The sequence below is a fragment of the Spiribacter sp. 1M189 genome, assembly GCF_040838345.1.
GTDB classification, from domain to species: Bacteria; Pseudomonadota; Gammaproteobacteria; order Nitrococcales; family Nitrococcaceae; genus Spiribacter; species Spiribacter insolitus.
This window is the reverse complement of sequence record NZ_JBAKFF010000001.1, coordinates 1,259,776-1,278,633: the sequence shown is the minus strand read 5'-3', so window position 1 is coordinate 1,278,633 and position 18,858 is coordinate 1,259,776. Positions and strand designations below refer to the sequence as shown.

The window sequence follows — 18,858 nt, the reverse complement described above, 5'->3', positions numbered from 1 at the left end:
CGACATCCGAGCGGCCAGAGAAGAGGGACGACCATGACCCCATTGGTCGTCGACGCTAGCGTGGCAGTGAAGTGGTTTTTGCGCGAGAGCGACGATGAAAGGGATTCAGACGAGGCGCTGCGGTGGTTGCGTGCAAGTTGTTCGGGCGAGGTCCAATTTCTGCAACCTCCACACTTCCGCGCGGAGGTCGCCGCCGTCCTGGCCCGCTTGAAACCCGACGAGTCTGCTGCCGATATCGCGGATTTTCTCGATATGGAGTTTTCGGTCTTAGACAATGCGACGGTGTACCAAGAGGCACGGCGGTTATCAGTCCAGCTTGGACATCACCTATTCGACACGATGTACCACGCGGTTGCCCTGAAAAACCCGGGTGCGCGACTCATTACTGCAGATGAGCGGTACTATCGAAAGGCGCGGCATCTTGGCGCGATCCAGACGCTTGAGCCCAGTAGATGACGCATTCCAGGCATCTCTAGAGAGTGACCAGATCCTCTGGTCCCACCCATCCCAGCTCAAGCCCGACGGTGTAGAAACCCGTCACCGAGAATTCGCTGATCTCGCGCGCGGTATGGGCGACGGTAATCTCGCCGCAGAGGGCGCGCGAGGCGGCCTTGGTGACCTCCTGGAGTAGCGCGAAGTCCCGGAACCAGTGCTTTAGCGGTGGTTTGCCGAGTGCTTCGCGCTTTTGGTTCCGGCCTTCGATGCCGGCGGCCACCGCCGCTTCGAGCCGGTCGATGGCCTGCGGATCCCGGGCACGCAGCGACTCGGCAAGCTGCGAATAGCGCAGCTCCAGCACGACATTGTCCCGATCGGCATCCCGGGCGTGATAGGGCGCGATGGCCTCGTCCAGGCAGACCAGCGCCCGCCCGAGGCCGAAATGCTCGGCCACACGCGGGGTGATGGCGGAAATGCCGCGCGGCTCGAGGGGATCACCCTGGATGATGATAAGCCGCGGTTTGCTCACCGGGCGACGCGCCCAGTGTGCCTGCAGTCCTGCCGCGACCTGCTGCGCGACGGCCGCCGGATCCCGCGGGTCATAGCCGCCCATGCCCTCAATGACGACCGGGTGATGGGCGGCGAGGGTGGTGAGTGAATCCGGAGTCAAGGCAATCCAGGCGCTAGGGTGATGCTGGGTCGTGAAGGATACATTCCACACAATGTCTCCGTCATCCAAAAGTCGACTCGTATGCGTCAATTCCGATAATGTATTTTACTGCAATTAGCGCATAAAGTTGATCTATGTGCTGATCCCGATATTATAACATTATCGGGGTTGCCGCATATTGGAGTCGAGGTAAAGACCATGAATGATCTGGCACGCACACCAGGGCAGATCGGCAACCTCGTCCGCCGCATCCGCAAAGGCCAGCGGCTGACGCAGGCACAGCTCGGCGAGAAGGTGGGGCTGCGCCAGGAGACGATCTCACTCATTGAGACCGGCAACCCAGCGGCCCGGCTGGATACGATCCTGGCGGTTCTGGCTGCCCTGGATCTGGAGTTCCGCATTGCGAAGCGCTCCAGGGGCGGTGCCGAAGAGATTGAGGCGATCTTCTGATGCCGCGGCGCCGACAACATGCGCCGCTGCGGGTCCTGCTCAATAACCGTCTCGTCGGGCATCTGACCAGGGCGTCCGGCGGGGCGATTTCATCGACTGCCCCGCTCTATGATGTCCTGTCCGCACAACCGAGCCTGAACAGTCGCCAGATCGCTCGCAGACAGATGAAACTGGCTATGTCGGTGGGTGCCCGACGCCATTCCCGGATTGAGGAGATTGTGGGACGGCATTTCGTCCAGACCGGCCAAGAGGCGGGCCTGCCAAAGACGCTCGTCAACCAGGCGATCGAGGACATGGCCGATCATGCCGCGGACGCGCTTGAGAAGACGGCGCGGGCGCTGCCTGCGGATTTCCCGGCCAGCATCCATGAGTCCGTGAGCGCGGGTGTCTTGAAGCGCGTTCGTCAACTCACGGTCCGGGAGTGACATCCTCTCCGCGGCTAAAGCTGCGGGATTCTCGCGATTCTCTGGCGGGCAAGGCGTAGGCTTTCGATAATTGGTGGGTCGTGCAGGATTCGAACCTGCGACCAGCGGATTAAAAGTCCGATGCTCTACCAACTGAGCTAACGACCCACACTGCGGCGGAATGATACGGCGCCGCGCGCTCAGCGGCAATATCGGATGAGGCCATTCGCTGTCTATGAAACCGATCGATATCGTGATATCAATTAGATCTACCCAGCTATCGATCGGAGGTCATCAATGGCGCAGGTTGTCGTTCGTCATCTGGATGTGAACATCAAGGCAGCGATCAAGCGTCGCGCACTCGAGCATGGCTGGAGCATGGAAGAGGAGATTCGACAGATTCTTCGGATCGCGGTTAGTGAGCAGCGGAGTGCAACGGGAAACCTGGGCTCTCGGATCGCGGCGCGCTTTGCTCAGGATGGGCTATCGGCCCCCATACCGGAGTGGCAGGGTAGTCCTGCAGAACCCATGCTGTTTGACGATGATGACGGCTCAGGGGGCGGCGCGCATCAATGATGCTCCTCGATACCAATGTGCTTTCGGCGCTGATGCAGTCAACGCCGGATGAGCGAGTTGTCCAGTGGCTGGATCAACAGCCGGCTGACGAGATCTGGCTGTCCACGATCACGATCTTCGAGGCGCGATACGGGCTGCAAATCACCGAGGATGGCCGCCGCAGGCAGCGACTTGAGTCACAATTCGAGATGATCCTCGCCGAGGATCTGGGCCATCGGGTCCTTGTTTTCGATCAAAAAGCAGCCGATGCGGCCGCCACGCTCGCTGCGGGTCGGCGCCGTCATGGGCGCCCGGTTGATACAAGAGACACCTTCATCGCAGGCATTGCGATCGCGAACCAGGCAGCGATCGCTACCGGCAATATGCGGCATTTCTCGGATCTGCGCACCCCGGTTGTGAACCCCTGGGCTGCCGCCTGAACCGTCAGATCTGATTCAGGCGCTGCTGGGCGAGATTCGCCGCCGTGGTGTCCGGGAAATCGGCGATGACGCGCTCGAGCGCGGTCCGGGCTTCTTCCATCCGGCCCTGCTCGAAGTACACATAGCCGATCTTGAGCAGCGCATCGGGGCGCTTGTTGCTCTCCGGGTAGTTGTCGATAACCTGCTGGAACTCGGGCAGCGCCGCGTCGAAGTCGCGCACGACGTAGTATGACTCGCCCAGCCAGTAGCGGGCGTTGGCGGCGAGCGCGGAGTCCGGATGATCGGCCACGAACTGCTGGAAGGCCTCGGCGGCCTCCTGGTAGCGCCCGGCGCGGAGGGTCTCGAAGGCACGGTCGTAGTCGCGGCGGATGGCGGCCTCGTCGCTGGCCTCGCCCGTGTTCGGGACGCCGCCTGAGCTGCCGGCCGTGGTATCGCCATCGCCGCCAGTCATCGCGGTGGCGTCCGAGCCGTCGGCGTTGCCCGCCGCGTCTGCGCTGCTGGCGCCCGTAGTACCGCCCATACCGCTCGGCGCAGCGCCACCGCCCGTGTCGCCGTTCTCGAGGGTCTGTAGCCGGCCGTCCACGTCCAGGTAGATCTGACGCTGCTGGTCGCGCAGATCATCGATCTGGCGCTGCAGTTGCTCGATCTCCCCGCGCAGCGTGCTGACCTCCTGTCGCAGGGTCTCGGCCTGGTTCATCAGGCCCATGAGGGCGCTGCCCTCAAGGCGCTGCTCGAGCCGGTCGACACGTCGCTCCAGATTGGTCTGGGCGAGCACCGGTGAGCTGGTGGCGGCCAGCGTGGCGGCCAGCGCCAGAGCGGCGCCGGCCATCAGACGGGGACGGGCGATGCGCGACATGAAGCCTCCCGGGGTGCCTTGTTCAGCGTTCGTAGACGAGCTCGGCGCGGCGGTTCTGCGCCCAGGCCGATTCCGTGCTGCCGCTCACCGCAGGGCTCTCTTCGCCGTAGCTCACGATGTCGACCTGGGTCTCATCGGCCCCCGCGATCAGCAATGCCTGCTGGACCGACTCCGCCCGGCGCTCGCCAAGGGCGAGGTTGTACTCGCGCGAGCCGCGCTCGTCGGTGTGGCCCTCGACCAGGATGGCCCGCTCGGGATTGTCGGCAAGATACTCGCCGTGCGCCTCGATCAGCTCCATGCCCTCGTCGGTGAGCACGGCGCTGTCATATTCGAAGTAGACGACGCGGTCGGATAGCGGGCTTGCCGGGTCTTCCAGCGGCTCACCCTCGAATCCGGCCGTGCCCTGCGCGCCCGAGGCCGAGGCGCCGGCGCCGGCTTCGATTTCGGCCGCGGCGGCCTGATCGATCTCGGCCATTTCGGCGTCGTTGATGTCATCTTCGGTGGTGGCGCAGCCCGCGATGACCACGGTGAAGGCCACGGGCAGCAGCCAGCGGAAGCTTGATTTCATGGAAGCGTCTCCTGTTCCTGATCGGTGCGATGCCATGGATCGTCTGACCCGGGCGTCGATGTCCCTATTAAAAGCGGAAAAAGGGCGGACGAAAAGCGTTTTCCCACTCCCTTATCCTGTCGAGGCCGCTTAGAGCGGCCCCCAGTCCGGCTCGCGCACGGTATTGTCAAATCGTGTGAGCTCGCCCTGGACCCGGCCGAACACCGAGACGGTGGCCAGTTCGGTGCCTTCGCCGGTGGAGCGGGTGTAGGCGATCATGCTGCCACTGCTCGAGAAGCTCGGTGACTCATCGAGCGGCCCTTCGGTCAGGACCCGCATGAACCCCTGCTCGAGATCCTGTACCGCAATGCGGAATCCGTCGCCGTCCTGATTGACGAAGGCGAGGAAGCGGCCGTCATCCGAGACGCTGGGGCTCGCGTTGTAGCGCCCCTCGAAGGTCACGCGCTCGGCATCGCCCCCGCGCACGGGGATGCGGTAGATCTGCGGGCTGCCACCGCGGTTGGACGTGAAATAGATCGACTCGCCGTCGGGTGCCCAGGTGGGTTCGGTATCGATGCCGAAATGGCGCGTGAGCTGACGGGCACTGCCCTCGCCATCGGGGTCGATCAGATAGATATCCGGGTTGCCGCCTCGGGAGAGGGTGATGGCCAGTTGCTCGCCGTCCGGCGACCACGAGGGGGCGCCGTTGATCCCCGGGAAGCTCGCCACCACGCGCCGCTCACCGGTGGCCACATTCTGCACGAAGATCTGCGAACTGCGGCCGGACTCGAAGGAGACATAGGCGAGGCGCTCGCCGTCGGGGGACCAGTCCGGTGACATCAGTGGTTCATCGGAGGTGAGGATGGTCTGCGGTCGGTGGCCATCGGCCTCCGCCACCACCAGGCGGTACTCGCGCTCGTCCACCGGGCCGACTTCCTCGATATAGGCGATGCGGGTGTTGAAACCGCCGGGCCGGCCAATCAGGGCCTCGAAGATCTGATCGCTGATGGTATGGGCGAGGTTGCGCAGCCCCGCCGGCGTGACGCGAAAGCGCTGGCCGGCGATGCGCTCGCCGGCGTAGACATCGAGCAGCTCATAGCGCACGCGGTAGTTGCCGCCCTCAAGCGGGGCGATGCTGCCGACCACCAGCGTGTCCGCCCCCAGGGCGCGCCAGTTGCGAAAGCGCACATCCTCGAAGCGGGCGGGTGTGCCGAGGTGATTCGCCGGGTCCAGTGGATCGAACAGGCCGCTGCGATAGAGATTGGCGCGGATGATCGCGGCAACATCGATGCCCGGGTCGACGCCTTCCTCGGCGAACGGGACCACCGCGATGGGCAGTGCCGCCGCCTCGCCGCCGGTGATCTCGATGCGGACCTGGGCGTTGGCCTGACTGCTCAGTGCGGACAGCGTGGCCAGGGCCGTCAGCGCGGCCAGTGCGCTCAGCAAGCTCAGCAGCAGCGTGCTGGCGAGCTCGGCGCCGGAGCGGCGCGGGCCTGGATGGAAGGGGCGATGCGTCGGTGATCTCATAGCGTTCAATCCGGTTTTGCAGCAACCCGGGTTACTGATTGGTTGACCATTCTGCGCTGGTGTCGTGACCGGCCTGTGTCGTTCAGCCATGCTACCGGACATTGACGTGTCGGTGCGCGGCGCCCAGTCGGTTTTGGTACCCCTCTCCGCGCCGGCTGCACACGATTTCGGTGTATGAACGTGTGTCATTTGAGTGTGCGCCGGGCATGTGTATTGCCCGTGTGTCGTGGGCGTGTTCACGCCAATCGTCGGACAGGATGTCTTCTCCTCCCTGTGACGGCGCAGCGCCTCCCGGCACCGTTACTCATCCGGCGCAAAGATCAGTTCCACGCCCTGACGATAGGGCGCCGCGAGGGCGGGCTCGTCGGGCATGGGCAGGGGGTCGGCGCGGCGGACGGCCGTCTCGGCGGAGCGATCGAAGGCCGCGTTGCCACTGCTGCGCACGACCTGGGCGGAGAGCACCGTCCCGCCGGGGCCCAGACGTACGGCGACCACACAGCTCAGTCCCTCGGGAATACCCGCCGGACGATTCCAGGCCCGCTCGACTTTCTGCCGGATGGCGGCGTCGAAGGTGCCCCGGGCCTCGGCCACACGACGGGCCTGCGCCTCGGCCTCGGCACGCGCCTGCGCCTCGGCCTCGCGACGGGCGCGTTCCTCCGCCTCACGACGGGCCTGTTCCTCCGCTTCCCGCTGCGCCTGCTCTTCGGCCTCGCGCCGGGCCTGCTCTTCGGCCTCACGACGCGCCTCTTCCTCGGCCTCGCGGCGAGCCTGTTCCTCGGCCTCACGCCGGGCCTGCTCCTCGGCTTCCCGCTGCGCCTGTGCCTCCGCTTCGCGACGGGCCTGCTCGGCCGCCTCGGCCTCGCGCCGTGCCTGTTCCGCCGCCTCGCGTTGGCGCTGTGCCTCGGCCTCGGCCTGACGGCGGGCCTCTTCAGCCGCCTGGGCGGCCTCACGCTCGGCGGCCAGGCGTTCCGCCTCGGCCTCGCGCTCGGCCTCGAGCCGCTCGAGTTCTTCCTGGCGTTCGCGCTGCGCGGCCTGCTGCTGATCCTCCAGCGCCTCGATGGCCGCCTCGACTTCGGCCTCGTCCACCGCCACGGCCTGCACGGCCTGCTCCGTGCCGGGGCGGGCCTGGTCGGTGACGCTGCCAAAGGTGAAGCTCAGGGCGAAGAGCCCGAACAGCAGGGCATGGGCCGCCACCGAGAGACCGATATCCCGGCCGGCGCCGCCGCCTCGAAGAAAGCCGCCGGTGTGCGCCGGGCGCGCCTCGTCATCGCTTCCGGATCGGCCCAGTCGCATCATCCACCGCTGGCCGGGGGCTGGGTCATCAGCCCCACCTGGGGTACGCCGGCATCCTGCAGCGCGGTCATGACATCGATCACCCGGGCGTAGGCCACTTCGCCATCGCCGCGCACGAAGACTGGGGTATCGGGCTGGGCGCGCATGACCGCGGTGACGTTCACCACCACCTCCTCGGCGCTGACCGGCTCGTCATCGGCCTGTGCGCCGATGCTCAGGTAAAAGCGTCCGTCCCGGTCCACCTCCACGATCACCGGCTCCTGCTCCTGGGGTGGCATGGGCTCGGCGGTGGACTGCGGCAGGTCGATCTCCACGCCCTGGTAGAGCAGCGGGGCGGTGACCATGAAGATGACCAGCAGCACCAGCATGACGTCGATGTAGGGCACGACGTTGATCTCCGCCATCGGGCGGCGTCGGCTGCGGCGGCGCAGCGGGGCGTTCACGCTCACGGGCGCGTGGCTCCCGGATCGCCGTCGCCCGCACCGGCGGCGTGCGCACCCGTTGCGCCGGCCGCGGCGCTACCGGCGCTGGCCCCGCCGGCGGCGCGGCCATGCAGGTGTCGCTGCAGAATGCTGGTGAACTCCTCGATGAACATCTCGTAGCGGGTGGTCATGCGCTCGGACTGGTTGGAGAAGCGGTTATAGGCGATGACCGCGGGAATGGCGGCGAACAGGCCGAGGGCCGTAGCGATGAGCGCCTCGGCAATGCCCGGTGCCACTGTGGCGAGGGTCGCCTGCTGCATCGCGCCCAGCGCGAGGAAGGAATTCATGATGCCCCAGACCGTGCCGAACAGCCCGATGTACGGACTGGTGGAGCCCACCGTGGCGAGGAAGGGAACGTACTGCTCGAGCTGGTCGATCTCTCGGTTCAGCGCGACGCGCATGGCCCGCTGCGCGCCTTCCATGGTGGGGTCGGGGTCGGCGCTCTGCCTGCGCATGCGATTGAACTCCCGGAACCCCGCGCGGAAGATCCGCTCCATGCCGCCGGACTCGATATCCGGCTGCTCCGAGCGGGTGTAGATCTCGGTGAGGTTGCCGCCGGACCAGAAGTTGTCCTCGAACCGGGTGGCCCCGTCGCGGGCGCGCCTGAGCTGCCGGAGCTTGCGGAAAATCACGGCCCATGAGCCGACCGAGGCCGCCAGCAGGATGAGCATCACGAGCTGGACGACAAGGCTTGCCTCCAGGATCAGATGCGTTACGGAGAGATCAACGGACATCGGCCACCTTCAGGTCAGAAAATACCAGCCATCCCGTGCAGATGGGCCGGATCGGTGAGAGAGAACACTAACGGGCCGGCCTGAGGTGCGCAACCGCTCAGCCGCTGCCGAAGAGCTCGCCGGTGGGGTCCTCGATACGTGGCGGTGGCGCTACGCCAAGGTGGGCATAGGCGCTGCGCGTGGCCATGCGGCCCCGGGGCGTGCGGTGCAGAAAGCCCTGCTGGATGAGATAGGGCTCGATGACATCCTCGATGGTGCCGCGCTCCTCGCCGATGGCCGCCGCGAGGCTCTCCACGCCCACGGGTCCGCCGTCGAATTTCTCGACGATGGCGAGCAGCAGGCGTCGGTCCTGGGTATCAAAGCCGTTGTCATCGACCTTGAGCATGTCCATGGCCGCCGCAGCGACCTCGCGGTTGATATGCCCGTCGGCCCGCACCTCGGCATAGTCGCGCACCCGGCGCAGCAGCCGGTTGGCGATGCGCGGCGTGCCCCGGGCCCGGCGGGCGATCTCGCCGGCGCCCGCCTCGTCGATGGCAAGGGCCAGCAGCCCGGCCGAGCGGTTGACGATGGTGGTGAGCTCCGCCACCGAGTAGTACTCGAGGCGCTGGACGATGCCGAAGCGATCGCGCAGGGGTGAGGTGAGCAGCCCCGCGCGGGTGGTGGCGCCGACCAGGGTGAAGGGCGGCAGGTCGAGCTTGATGGAGCGCGCCGCCGGGCCTTCGCCCACCACGATGTCGATCTGCTGGTCTTCCATCGCCGGGTAGAGCACTTCCTCGACCACCGCGGAGAGGCGGTGGATCTCATCGACGAAGAGCACGTCCCCCGGCTCGAGGTTGGTGAGCAGTGCGGCCAGATCGCCCGGTCGGTCGATGACCGGACCCGAGGTCTGGCGCAGGTTCACGCCGAGCTCCTGGGCGATGATGTGCGCGAGCGTGGTCTTGCCGAGCCCGGGCGGGCCGAACACCAGCACATGATCCAGCGCCTCGGCCCGGCCACGGGCCGCGCCGATGAAGATCTCGAGCTGCTCGCGCACCGCCTGCTGGCCGATGTAGTCGGTGAGCCGTCGCGGGCGGATGGCACGGTCCACGGCCTCGTCATCGGGTGCGGCGGTGCCGGCGATAATGCGGTCGTTGTCGATCATTGCCTCTCGCCTTAATCCGTGCCGCTAGCGTACCGCCTTTTGCAGGGCGGCGCGGATGAGCTGTTCGCTGTGATCACCCTCAAGGCCCTTCAGCAGACGCTGCGCCTCGGCGGGCTTGTAGCCGAGCGCCACCAGCGCGGCGCTCGCCTCGGCCATGGGGTCGTCGGGCACCGCGGCGGCCGCGGCCATGCCGGCGGGGCCGGGTGTCGCTGCGATGCCGCCGCCGAGGCTCTCCAGCCGGTCCTGCATCTCCAGGGTCAGCCGCTCGGCGATCTTCTTGCCGATGCCGGGCAGCCGGGTGAGGGTGGCGGTGTCCTTCTGCTCGACGCAGCGGCGGAATTCCTCGGCACTGATGCCTGAGAGGATGGCGAGCGCCATTTTCGGGCCCACGCCATTGACCCGTATCAGCGCCCTAAAGAGCCCGCGCTCGCCCTCGGTGAGAAAGCCGTAGAGCACCGGGACCTCGTCGCGCAGGCCCTGGTGGACCCGCAGCGTGACCGCCTCGCCGGTGGCGGGGAGCTGATAGACGGTGGACATGGGGGCCTCGAGCTCGTAGCCGACCCCGCCCACGTCCACCAGGACCAGCGGCGGTTGTTTCTCGAGCAGGGTTCCGGCGATACGCCCGATCATGGTGGCGGCCTCTCGTGGTTAGCGCTGCCCGGCGAGGCGGGCGGAGAATCGGTCCTGCTGGACATGGGTGAGGGCGACGGCGAGGGCATCGGCGGCGTCCTCGCGCACGGCCCCCTTCAGCGCCAGGATGGCGCGCACCATGTAGCCGACCTGGTCCTTGTCCGCGCCGCCGCGCCCCACCAGCGCCTGCTTGACGGCCCGGGCGCTGTACTCGTGTACGGCAAGCCCGGCGCTCGCGCAGGCACAGATGGCGGCACCCCGCGCCTGGCCGAGCTTGAGCGCGGACTGCACGTTGCGATTGACGAAGACCTCTTCCACCGCGCTCTCGCCGGGGGCATGTTCGGCGATCACCTCGGCGAGGCCGCGGAAGATGATGTGCAGACGCTCGGCGAAGGCCCCGGTGCCGGCCTGGATGACGCCGCTTGCGATATAGCGCGTCTGGCTGCCCTCGACGGCGATGATGCCAAAGCCGGTGCGCACCGAGCCCGGATCGATGCCCAGCACCCGGCGTTCAGCGCCTGCCCCCGGCATGCCGACTCAGGCGTCCTCGAAGGCGGCGGCCTGGATGTCCGCGTTGGTGTAGACGTGCTGGACGTCGTCCAGATCCTCGAGCCGTTCGATCAGTCGCGCGGCCTTGCCGGCTTCCTCATCATCGAGACCGGTGGTGTTCTCCGGGCGCATGGTCACCTCGGCGTCGGCCGGCTCGAAGCCCGCCGCCACCAGCGTGTCGCGCACCTGGGTGAACTCCTCCGGGGCGGTGAGCACTTCGAACGAACCGTCCTCGTTGCTGATGACATCCTCGGCGCCGGCCTCCAGGGCGGCCTCCATGAGGCTGTCCTCGTCGGTCTCGGGTGGGAAGATCATCACCCCGCGCTGCTGGAACATGAACGCCACGCAGCCGTCCGTGCCGAGGTTGCCGCCGTGCTTGTTGAAGGCGTGGCGGATGTCGCTCACAGTGCGGTTGCGGTTATCGGTCATGCAGTCGGCCATGATGGCGATGCCGCCGGGGCCGTAGCCCTCGAAGCGGGCCTCCTCGTAGGCCACGCTGTCGTCATTGCCGGCGCCGCGGGCGGCGGCCTTCTCGATCTTGTCCTTGGGCATGTTCACCGCGAGCGCGCGGTCGACGGCGAGACGCAGGCGCGGGTTGGCGTCGGGGTCATCCCCGCCCTGACGGGCCGCGACGGTGATCTCGCGGATCATCTTGGTGAAGATCTTGCCACGCTTGGCGTCCTGGGCCTTCTTGCGGTGCTGGATGTTGGCCCACTTGCTATGCCCTGCCATGATCCCCCTCTTAGAAGAAGCAATGATAGTCTTTCCGGAGATGGCAGATTAGCATGCCGGGAAAACACGCACAGACGGGTCAGGCAGGGCACATGGCCGAAATCCCGCTTCCACTCCCCGACGATCCGGTCGCGACCTTCGCGGCACTGCGCGAGCGCATGCCGGCGCCGGTGTGGCTGGACGGGGCGGCCGGCGGGCGCTACAGCATCATGAGTGCCGCCCCCCGGGGCCAGCTCGTGAGCCGCGCCGGGCGTACGCGCTGGATACCGGGCGGTGTCGAGGCAACCGATGCGGTGATGCCGGAGGCGGCAGGCGATCTGGGCACCGGGGATCCGCTCTCTTTGCTTGACGCCCACCTGGGCGACGGCCCGGCGGGCATGGCGCCCTTCGCCGGCGGGGCCATCGGCTATTTCGGCTACGAGCTCGGCCGGCGCCTGCAGGGCCAGACCCCGGCGGATGCCGGCATGCCGGAGATGGCGGTGGGCCTCTACGACTGGGCGCTGGTCATTGACCACCGCGCGGGACGGGCCTGGCTTGCCGGCGAGCCACCGCCGGGGCTTACCGGCTGGCTGCAGCGCGGCCCCCGGGCCGAGCCCGATCGCTGGCAGGCCGAGAGTGATGTCGACGCCACGCCCGGGTTCGACGGCTACGCCCGGGCCTTCGATCGGGTGCAGCGCTATCTGCATGCCGGTGACTGCTATCAGATCAACCTCGCCCGCCGTCTGCAGGCGGCCTTCAGCGGCGATCCCCTCGGCGTCTACGCCGATTTCCGCGGCCGTGCGGGCGGGCCCTTCGCCGCCTATCTGGATCTGCCCGGCGGACCCATTCTGAGTGGTTCGCCCGAGCGCTTCCTGCAGCTTCGCGATGGCATGGTCGAGACCTGCCCGATCAAGGGCACGCGCCGGCGCGAGGCGGATCCCCGCCGCGATGCCGCCGTGCGGGCCGCCCTGCAGGCCAGTGCCAAGGATCGGGCGGAGAACGTGATGATCGTGGATCTGCTGCGCAATGATCTGGGGCGGGGCTGTGAGACCGGTTCTGTCACGGTGCCGCGCTTGTTCGCGCTCGAGTCCTTTGCCACGGTACACCACATGGTCAGTGTCGTGACCGGCCGGCTGGGGCCGGGGCGCGGGGCAGCGGATCTGCTGCGCGACTGCCTGCCCGGCGGGTCGATTACCGGGGCGCCCAAGTCGCGGGCCATGGAGATTATCGACGAGCTCGAGGCGGGCCCACGCGGTGTCTACTGCGGGGCCATTGGCTATATCGGCCACGACGGGGCGATGGACACCAACATCGCGATCCGCACCCTGACCGCCCGGGAGGGCTGGCTGGACTACCGCGCGGGCGGTGGCGTGGTCGTCGACTCCCGGGCGCGGGCGGAGTTCGATGAAACCGAATCCAAGGCGGTGGCGTTCCGTCGCCTGGTCGAGGGGGCGCAGCCAACCTTGTTGCAAAGCAGCAACGGCGCGGCGCTGGTATGATGCAAAAGAGAGTAAGCGACTCCGGTTGTGGAGGAGGATGATTCGATGGAAGACGTGGTCATTACAGCAGCAGGACGCAGTGCGGTCGGCAGTTTCGGGGGCACACTCGCGCCACTGTCGGCATCAGAGATCGGCACCCAGGTCATCAAGGGCGTGCTCGCGCGCGCCGGCGTCGAGCCGGAGGCCATCGATGAGGTCATCCTCGGTCAGGTGCTGACCGCGGCCTGCGGCATGAACCCCGCACGGCAGTCCTCGATCAACGCCGGCCTGCCCGTCACCACCCCGGCGATGACCATCAACAAGGTCTGCGGCAGTGGCCTCAAGGCCACGCACATGGCCACTCAGGCCATCGCCATGGGGGATGCCGGCATCGTGCTGGCCGGTGGCCAGGAGTCGATGAGCCAGGCGCCGCATGCCCTGCCGAACTCCCGCAAGGGCCAGCGCATGGGCCCGTGGAAGATGGAAGACACCATGATCAAGGACGGTCTCTGGGATGTCTTCAACAACTACCACATGGGCGTGACCGCCGAGAATCTCGCCCGCGAGTACGACATCAGCCGCGAGGCGCAGGACGAGTTCGCCGCGCGCTCGCAGCAGCTTGCCGAGGCCGCGCAGAAGGCCGGTCGCTTTGACGACGAGATCATTCCGGTGGAGATCCCCCAGCGCAAGGGCGATCCGGTGGTCTTCGACACCGACGAGTTCCCGCGCCACGGGGTCACCGCCGAGGGCCTCGCGAAGATGCGGCCGGCCTTTGACAAGGAAGGCACGGTCACCGCGGGCAATGCCTCGGGCATCAATGACGGCGCCGCCGTGGTGCTGATGATGTCGGAGAGCCGCGCGAAGGCGCTCGGCCTCGAGCCCATTGCCCGGATCAAGGCCTACGCCAATGCCGGGGTCGAGCCGCACATCATGGGCAGTGGTCCCATCCCGGCCACCCAGCGCTGCCTCGAGCGCGCCGGCTGGACGGTGGACGATCTGGAGCTCATCGAGTCGAACGAGGCCTTCGCGGCCCAGGCGCTTGCCGTGAACAAGGCCCTGGGCTGGGATACCGAGAAGGTCAACGTCAACGGTGGGGCGATTTCCATCGGTCACCCCATCGGCGCATCCGGTGCGCGTATTCTGGTCACGCTGCTGCATGAAATGCGCCGCCGGGATGTCCATCGTGGTCTTGCGACCCTTTGCATCGGCGGCGGTCAGGGCGTGGCGCTCGCGGTGGAACGCTAATCCGGGGGGAGAGACCCATGGCTGAGACGCGGCTGATCAAGAAGTACCCGAATCGCCGGCTGTATGACACGGCCATCAGCAGTTATGTGACGCTCGAGGATGTGAAGGGTCTGGTGCTCGATGGCGTGGACTTCGAGGTCACCGACGCCAAGACCGGCACGGACCTGACCCGGACCATCCTGCTGCAGATCATCAGCGAGGAGGAGGAAGGCGGCGAGCCGATCTTCTCCAGCGAGCTGCTGGCCCAGATCATCCGCGCCTACGGCGGCAACATGCAGAGCCTGCTCACCAGCTATCTGGAGAAGAGCATGGAGCTCTGGGCCGATCAGCAGCGGGCGCTGCGCGAGCGGGCCCGGACGTTCATGGATGCCAGCAATCCCATGACGGTCCTCTCGCAGATCACCGAGCAGAACCTGTCGATGTGGCAGCAGGCCATGGACAGTTTCCGCTCCGAGCAGGAAGACGGCTCGGGCGGTGACGGCGACGGCCAGGCGCCGGGTGGCACCGGCGGCGGTCAATCCGCTGGCAGCCGGCCCCGCGGCAGTAGCGGCAAGCGTTAGGGCGCGAGCCGTTCCCCGTGCCTGAGATGACCGGCCGCGTGCCGGTCATTTTTTGGGCTCTTCCGGGCGCTATCAGCGCCAGGTTTCCGTACTGCAGCATCGCGCATGTTGCGTTGACACCCTCCTTTATGCCTCTCTATGATGCTGCGCAACATTTTGTTGTGCGACGCACAAGCCCACTCGGAGGTTGAACATGACGCAGCGACTGGCTTTGGTAACCGGGGGAGAAGGCGGCATCGGGACGGCGATCTGCCGGCAGCTCGGTGCGGACGGGCGTCGGGTGGTCACCACCTGTGTCGATCCCGAGGCCGAGAACATCGAGGCCTGGGCCGAGACGCTGCGCGGTGAGGGTATCGATGCCCACTGGGTACAGTGCGATGTCAGTGACCACGAGGCCTGTGTGGCGATGGCCGAGGACGTTCGCTCGCGTTTCGGCGAGGTGGAGATCCTCGTCAACGTGGCCGGCATCACGCGCGATGCCTTCCTGCACAAGATGGCGGCCGAGCACTGGGAGCAGGTGATCGATATCAACCTGAGCGGTGTGTTCAACGTCACCCGCCAGTTCGTCGCCAGCATGCGCGAACAGGGCTTCGGCCGCGTGGTGAACATCTCTTCGGTCAATGGCCAGACCGGCCAGTTCGGTCAGACCAACTACTCCGCGGCCAAGGCGGGCATGCACGGCTTCACCATGGCGCTGGCCAAGGAAGGGGCGCCCAAGGGCGTCACGGCCAATACGGTCTCGCCGGGATACATCAAGACGAGCATGACCGATGCCATGCCGGACAAGGTCCGCGAGGCGATCATCGGCCAGATCCCCGCCGGCGATATGGGTCGCCCGGAGGACATCGCCCGGACCGTGGGCTTTCTCACCGCCGATGAGGCAGGCTACATCAACGGCGCGAACGTGCCGGTGAACGGCGCCCTGTTCTGCAGCTTCTGACCGTCTGAGGGGCCCGGGGGCTTCCCGGGCCTCGAGCCCCGGCTTCGGCCCCGGCCTCGGGCCTGCCCTCGCATCCCACCCGACGCTTAGATCCCCATCACGCATACGCCCGTCGCTCCCGCCAGCCGGGTCGCCTGGGCGAGTGTTCTCGTCCGTTTGGCTGAGCGCCTGATGAAAGATGGGGAAAGAAAAGAGGAGGTTGTGCGTGATGCGGCGCAACAATATCGGCCGAAAAAATGGGAGACCAGGTCTCCCGAGGGAAGTGCACCCTCGTTGCGGGGTGCTTTATTCGGGGGCTCTGCACACTTTCTGATGATCGCTCACCGGTGCGCTTGACCCGCTCCTCCTCTTGGCGCTCTATCGTTGTGATTGATTAAAGTAATGGGCTGTTCCAGCCGACGCAAGCGCTTTCGTTGACGCACCGCATCACGGGGATGGCCGTCTTTGCCTAACTCCTCAGTGCCGCATCCACCTCGGCGCGTGTCGGCACCGCGGGGGCGGCGCCGGGGCGAGTCACCGACAGCCCGGCGGTGGCACAGGCGCGACGCGCGGCGGCGGGGAGATCCAGTCCTTCGGCGAGTGCGGCGGCCAGTGCGCCGTTGAAGGCATCGCCGGCGCCGATGGTATCCACCACCCGGTCCACGGCGATGGCCGGCACCACGCCCTGGAACGTCTCACCGTCGACGTAGACGCCGCGCTCGCCCAGGGTGATCAGCACATTCCGGACGCCGCGGCCGCGCAGGGTGGCCGCCGCGGCTTCGACCTCGGCATCGGTCTCCACCGCATGCCCCACCAGCAGCGCAGCCTCCGATTCATTGGGGGTGAGATAGTCGAGGTCCTCGAACATCGTCGCGGGCAGGGGGCGGGCCGGTGCCGGGTTGAGAATGACCGGCACGCCATGCCGGCGGGCCAGCATCATGCCGTGCTGGCAGATCTCGAGCGGCAGCTCCAGTTGCGAGATGAACACCGCGGACTCGGCGATCTGGGACTCCGCGGCGTCGACGTCGGCGGTGGTGAGGCGCTCGCAGGCGCCAGGATCGATCACGATGGCGTTATCGCCCCGGTCATCGTCCACAAGGATGGTCGCCGTGCCGGTGGGCGCTTCCGGATCGGTGCCAACATGGCTGGCATCGACCCCCTCGCGGGCATAGAGATCGCGGGCGATGGGAGCGAAGGCATCATCGCCCAGCCGGCTGATGAAGGTCACCTCGGCGCCCTGGCGGGCAGCAGCGATGGCCTGGTTCGAGCCCTTGCCGCCGGCCATCAGGCGAAAACCCCGGCCATGCAGGGTCTCCCCCCAGACGGGCATGCGCGACGTGCGGGCGATCAGGTCGGCACAGAAGAGGCCGAGAACGGTGACGCGGGGCATGGTTATTGACTCCTTAACCACTCGATGAGGACCGGGTAGAGCATCTTGTGCGCCCGGCCACCGATGAAAAGCCCCAGGTGCCCGCCGGGGATGCTCTGTGTCTCGCAGGCCCCAGCGAGATGATCGCTGAGGGCGCGGGCGGCGTCCGGCGGGACCAGATGATCGTGCTCGGCCCAGGCATTGAACACCGGGGCGGTAATGTCGCCGAGGTGCACGGGCTGGCCGTCGAGGACCAGACGGCCATGGACGAGGGCATTGTGCTGATAGACATCGCGGGCGAATTCCGCGAACGCCCGGCCGGCGAGATCCGGGCCATCGTACATCCAGCGCTCCATGCGCATGAAGGCATCGAGTTCGTCATCATCGGCGTCGGCCAGCGCCGCCAGGCTGCCGTAGCGCTGCGGGCCGAGGGCAAAGGGCTTGAGGCAGGCGAAAACCGTGGCGAGGCCGGGCCCGGTGACATTGCCGGTGGCGGCGACCAGATCGTCAAAGTCGACGCGGCGGGCGAGCTCGGCAAGGCGGTCGTTGGCCGTGCCGGTGTCCACTGGGGTGGCGAGGGTGGTGAGGCTACGCACGCTCGCCGGCGCCAGTGCCGCATGACAGAGCGCCAGCACACCCCCCTGGCAGACGCCGAGCAGGTGGGGCGGGGCCCCGTGCCGACGGCTTACCCAGGCGACGGCATCGGCGATATCGCCAAGGATGTAATCGGCAAGGCCGAGATAGCGCCGCGCGACGCCCGGTGGATGCCAGGCGATGAGATAGGCGCAGTAGCCGCCGTCGGTGAGCCGACGGATGACCGAGCGCTCGGGGCTGAGATCGAGAATGGCCGGCCGGTTGACCAGCGAGTAGACGATGACGAGCGGTGGATGGTCCGGGTTGCCGTAGCGATGCAGCGTGGCGTTATCCGTCTCGCTGACCGGTTCGCTGGCGGTAGTGGGCTCGGTGCGCGCACCGAGCCGGGCGGCACGGCTCAGTGCGCGCTGGAGATCGGTCTGCGGAGCCGTGCGGGTCATGGCGTGGACGAGGCGCTGCCGTCATGGCCGCGCAGCTCGGCGCGCAGCTCGGCGATCTCGGCGCGCAGCTCGGCGGTCTCTTCGCGCCGCCGCCGGCGCTGGCGCTGCAGCTCGGCGGCGAGGTCATCGAGGCCGCGGGCGGAGGGCAGGCCCATGCCCTCGAGGAGCTCGTCGGCGAGCTCGCGAAAGGTCTGCACCAGCCGGCTCCAGGCGTTGATCAGCGTGGCGATGCGGGCCTGGGTGTCGGGCTCGGCGAGCCAGGCCTCGTAGCGGGGCTCGGCGATCGCCGACCAGCGCGCGGTGAAGGTCTCCGGGTCGAGGCGCGCGGCGGCGGCCGCGGCGTTATCGGCCTCGGTCCGGTCCCCATCGGCGGCGAGCTCATCGCGGAAGGCGGCGGTACACTCCTCGGCAAGGCGCGTCACCGAGTCGAGGTGCCGGGCGAGCGCGGCCTGATAGGCCTCGGCCTGCTCGGCGAGGGCGCGGACCTGGGCCTGCTGGCGTGGATAGGGGCCGAGGCTCGGGAAATCGGTAGCGGTCGCATCGGGCAGCATCGGCCCGATCACCCGCAGGGTCTCCGCCCATCCGCCGAGCAGGGCGCCCAGGCGTTCGCCGCCGGCCTCGCGCTGCGCGCGTTCTGCCTCGATGACTTCAATCAGGCGTTGGACGGCCTCGGCGGGGGTGCGTGCCTCATCCAGGGCCATGGCGCTGCGTGTGAGTAGCGCACGCACGCCGAGGGGGTCGGTGTCGCCCTGGAGTTCGTGCAGCCACGCCATCCAGTCCGCCGCCCTGGTATTGCCCTGATCGCTTGCCCCGTTGCCGGCCATCCATC

23 protein-coding genes and 1 tRNA gene are annotated in these 18,858 nt (G+C 67.4%); 9 read left to right on the top strand and 15 right to left on the bottom strand.

The window, feature by feature from the left end:
* Window positions 1-33: 33 nt before the first annotated feature.
* Complete coding sequence (locus V6X30_RS06445) at window positions 34-456, top strand: type II toxin-antitoxin system VapC family toxin (protein WP_367983799.1); 423 nt, start codon at window positions 34-36, stop codon at window positions 454-456.
* Window positions 457-472: 16 nt separating this feature from the next.
* Here the strand turns inward: V6X30_RS06445 and V6X30_RS06440 are convergent, their stop codons facing one another.
* Window positions 473-1,105, bottom strand: a complete 633-nt coding sequence (locus V6X30_RS06440; RefSeq protein ID WP_367983798.1) for a shikimate kinase — start codon at window positions 1,103-1,105, stop codon at window positions 473-475.
* Window positions 1,106-1,303: 198 nt separating this feature from the next.
* Here V6X30_RS06440 and V6X30_RS06435 point away from each other — a divergent pair, with 198 nt between their 5' ends.
* The gene (locus V6X30_RS06435; protein WP_367983797.1) at window positions 1,304-1,555 is read left to right on the top strand and encodes a helix-turn-helix transcriptional regulator; all 252 of its coding nucleotides are present in this window, start codon (window positions 1,304-1,306) and stop codon (window positions 1,553-1,555) included.
* On the top strand, window positions 1,555-1,980 hold the full coding sequence (locus V6X30_RS06430; RefSeq protein WP_367983796.1) for a HipA domain-containing protein: 426 nt from the start codon (window positions 1,555-1,557) through the stop codon (window positions 1,978-1,980). The genes V6X30_RS06435 and V6X30_RS06430 overlap by 1 nt, the downstream gene beginning before the upstream one ends.
* Before the next feature lie 71 nt (window positions 1,981-2,051).
* Here the strand turns inward: V6X30_RS06430 and V6X30_RS06425 are convergent.
* A tRNA-Lys gene (locus V6X30_RS06425) sits at window positions 2,052-2,127 on the bottom strand.
* 129 nt (window positions 2,128-2,256) lie between these two features.
* Between V6X30_RS06425 and V6X30_RS06420 the strand changes: the two genes are divergently transcribed.
* Both V6X30_RS06420 and V6X30_RS06415 read left to right on the top strand, forming a co-directional pair.
* On the top strand, window positions 2,257-2,535 hold the full coding sequence (locus tag V6X30_RS06420; protein ID WP_367983795.1) for a FitA-like ribbon-helix-helix domain-containing protein: 279 nt from the start codon (window positions 2,257-2,259) through the stop codon (window positions 2,533-2,535).
* The gene (locus tag V6X30_RS06415; protein WP_367983794.1) at window positions 2,532-2,954 is read left to right on the top strand and encodes a PIN domain-containing protein; all 423 of its coding nucleotides are present in this window, start codon (window positions 2,532-2,534) and stop codon (window positions 2,952-2,954) included. The genes V6X30_RS06420 and V6X30_RS06415 overlap by 4 nt, the downstream gene beginning before the upstream one ends.
* 4 nt (window positions 2,955-2,958) lie before the next feature.
* Here the strand turns inward: V6X30_RS06415 and ybgF are convergent, their stop codons facing one another.
* From ybgF to V6X30_RS06365, 10 genes are all read right to left on the bottom strand, one after another.
* Window positions 2,959-3,810 carry a tol-pal system protein YbgF gene (gene ybgF / locus V6X30_RS06410; RefSeq protein ID WP_367983793.1) on the bottom strand — a complete coding sequence of 284 codons (852 nt, stop codon included), beginning with the start codon at window positions 3,808-3,810 and terminating at the stop codon, window positions 2,959-2,961.
* 22 nt (window positions 3,811-3,832) lie between these two features.
* Window positions 3,833-4,378, bottom strand: a complete 546-nt coding sequence (gene pal / locus V6X30_RS06405; RefSeq protein WP_367983792.1) for a peptidoglycan-associated lipoprotein Pal — start codon at window positions 4,376-4,378, stop codon at window positions 3,833-3,835.
* A 129-nt stretch (window positions 4,379-4,507) separates the two neighbouring features.
* Complete coding sequence (gene tolB, locus V6X30_RS06400; protein WP_367983791.1) at window positions 4,508-5,884, bottom strand: Tol-Pal system beta propeller repeat protein TolB; 1,377 nt, start codon at window positions 5,882-5,884, stop codon at window positions 4,508-4,510.
* A gap of 300 nt (window positions 5,885-6,184) precedes the next feature.
* Window positions 6,185-7,180, bottom strand: coding sequence for a cell envelope integrity protein TolA (tolA, locus tag V6X30_RS06395; RefSeq protein ID WP_367983790.1), 996 nt, complete (start codon window positions 7,178-7,180; stop codon window positions 6,185-6,187).
* Complete coding sequence (gene tolR, locus V6X30_RS06390; RefSeq protein ID WP_367984553.1) at window positions 7,177-7,581, bottom strand: protein TolR; 405 nt, start codon at window positions 7,579-7,581, stop codon at window positions 7,177-7,179. The genes tolA and tolR overlap by 4 nt, the downstream gene beginning before the upstream one ends.
* Window positions 7,582-7,622: 41 nt before the next feature.
* Window positions 7,623-8,393, bottom strand: a complete 771-nt coding sequence (gene tolQ / locus V6X30_RS06385) for a protein TolQ (RefSeq protein ID WP_367983789.1) — start codon at window positions 8,391-8,393, stop codon at window positions 7,623-7,625.
* 97 nt (window positions 8,394-8,490) lie between these two features.
* Window positions 8,491-9,534, bottom strand: coding sequence for a Holliday junction branch migration DNA helicase RuvB (gene ruvB, locus V6X30_RS06380; protein ID WP_367983788.1), 1,044 nt, complete (start codon window positions 9,532-9,534; stop codon window positions 8,491-8,493).
* Between the two features lie 24 nt (window positions 9,535-9,558).
* The gene (ruvA, locus tag V6X30_RS06375) at window positions 9,559-10,164 is read right to left on the bottom strand and encodes a Holliday junction branch migration protein RuvA (RefSeq protein WP_367983787.1); all 606 of its coding nucleotides are present in this window, start codon (window positions 10,162-10,164) and stop codon (window positions 9,559-9,561) included.
* 18 nt (window positions 10,165-10,182) lie between these two features.
* On the bottom strand, window positions 10,183-10,695 hold the full coding sequence (ruvC, locus tag V6X30_RS06370) for a crossover junction endodeoxyribonuclease RuvC (RefSeq protein ID WP_367983786.1): 513 nt from the start codon (window positions 10,693-10,695) through the stop codon (window positions 10,183-10,185).
* 6 nt (window positions 10,696-10,701) lie between these two features.
* Window positions 10,702-11,445 (bottom strand): YebC/PmpR family DNA-binding transcriptional regulator, encoded by a 744-nt coding sequence (locus V6X30_RS06365; protein ID WP_367983785.1) that lies wholly within the window; start codon window positions 11,443-11,445, stop codon window positions 10,702-10,704.
* Window positions 11,446-11,498: 53 nt separating this feature from the next.
* On the opposite strand from V6X30_RS06365, the gene pabB reads away from it, so the two are divergent.
* The 4 genes from pabB (at window position 11,499) to phbB (ending at window position 15,647) form a co-directional block, all read left to right on the top strand.
* Complete coding sequence (gene pabB / locus V6X30_RS06360) at window positions 11,499-12,923, top strand: aminodeoxychorismate synthase component I (RefSeq protein ID WP_367983784.1); 1,425 nt, start codon at window positions 11,499-11,501, stop codon at window positions 12,921-12,923.
* A gap of 45 nt (window positions 12,924-12,968) precedes the next feature.
* Complete coding sequence (locus V6X30_RS06355) at window positions 12,969-14,147, top strand: acetyl-CoA C-acetyltransferase (protein WP_367983783.1); 1,179 nt, start codon at window positions 12,969-12,971, stop codon at window positions 14,145-14,147.
* 17 nt (window positions 14,148-14,164) lie between these two features.
* Window positions 14,165-14,707, top strand: a complete 543-nt coding sequence (gene phaR / locus V6X30_RS06350; RefSeq protein ID WP_367983782.1) for a polyhydroxyalkanoate synthesis repressor PhaR — start codon at window positions 14,165-14,167, stop codon at window positions 14,705-14,707.
* 193 nt (window positions 14,708-14,900) lie between these two features.
* Complete coding sequence (phbB, locus tag V6X30_RS06345; protein ID WP_367983781.1) at window positions 14,901-15,647, top strand: acetoacetyl-CoA reductase; 747 nt, start codon at window positions 14,901-14,903, stop codon at window positions 15,645-15,647.
* A gap of 448 nt (window positions 15,648-16,095) precedes the next feature.
* Here the strand turns inward: phbB and rbsK are convergent, their stop codons facing one another.
* The 3 genes from rbsK to V6X30_RS06330 are packed head-to-tail and all read right to left on the bottom strand — an operon-like array spanning window position 16,096 to window position 18,853.
* Window positions 16,096-17,016, bottom strand: coding sequence for a ribokinase (gene rbsK, locus V6X30_RS06340; protein WP_367983780.1), 921 nt, complete (start codon window positions 17,014-17,016; stop codon window positions 16,096-16,098).
* Between the two features lie 2 nt (window positions 17,017-17,018).
* Complete coding sequence (locus V6X30_RS06335) at window positions 17,019-18,029, bottom strand: alpha/beta fold hydrolase (protein WP_367983779.1); 1,011 nt, start codon at window positions 18,027-18,029, stop codon at window positions 17,019-17,021.
* Window positions 18,026-18,853 (bottom strand): poly(R)-hydroxyalkanoic acid synthase subunit PhaE, encoded by an 828-nt coding sequence (locus V6X30_RS06330; protein WP_367983778.1) that lies wholly within the window; start codon window positions 18,851-18,853, stop codon window positions 18,026-18,028. The genes V6X30_RS06335 and V6X30_RS06330 overlap by 4 nt, the downstream gene beginning before the upstream one ends.
* Window positions 18,854-18,858: the final 5 nt, after the last annotated feature.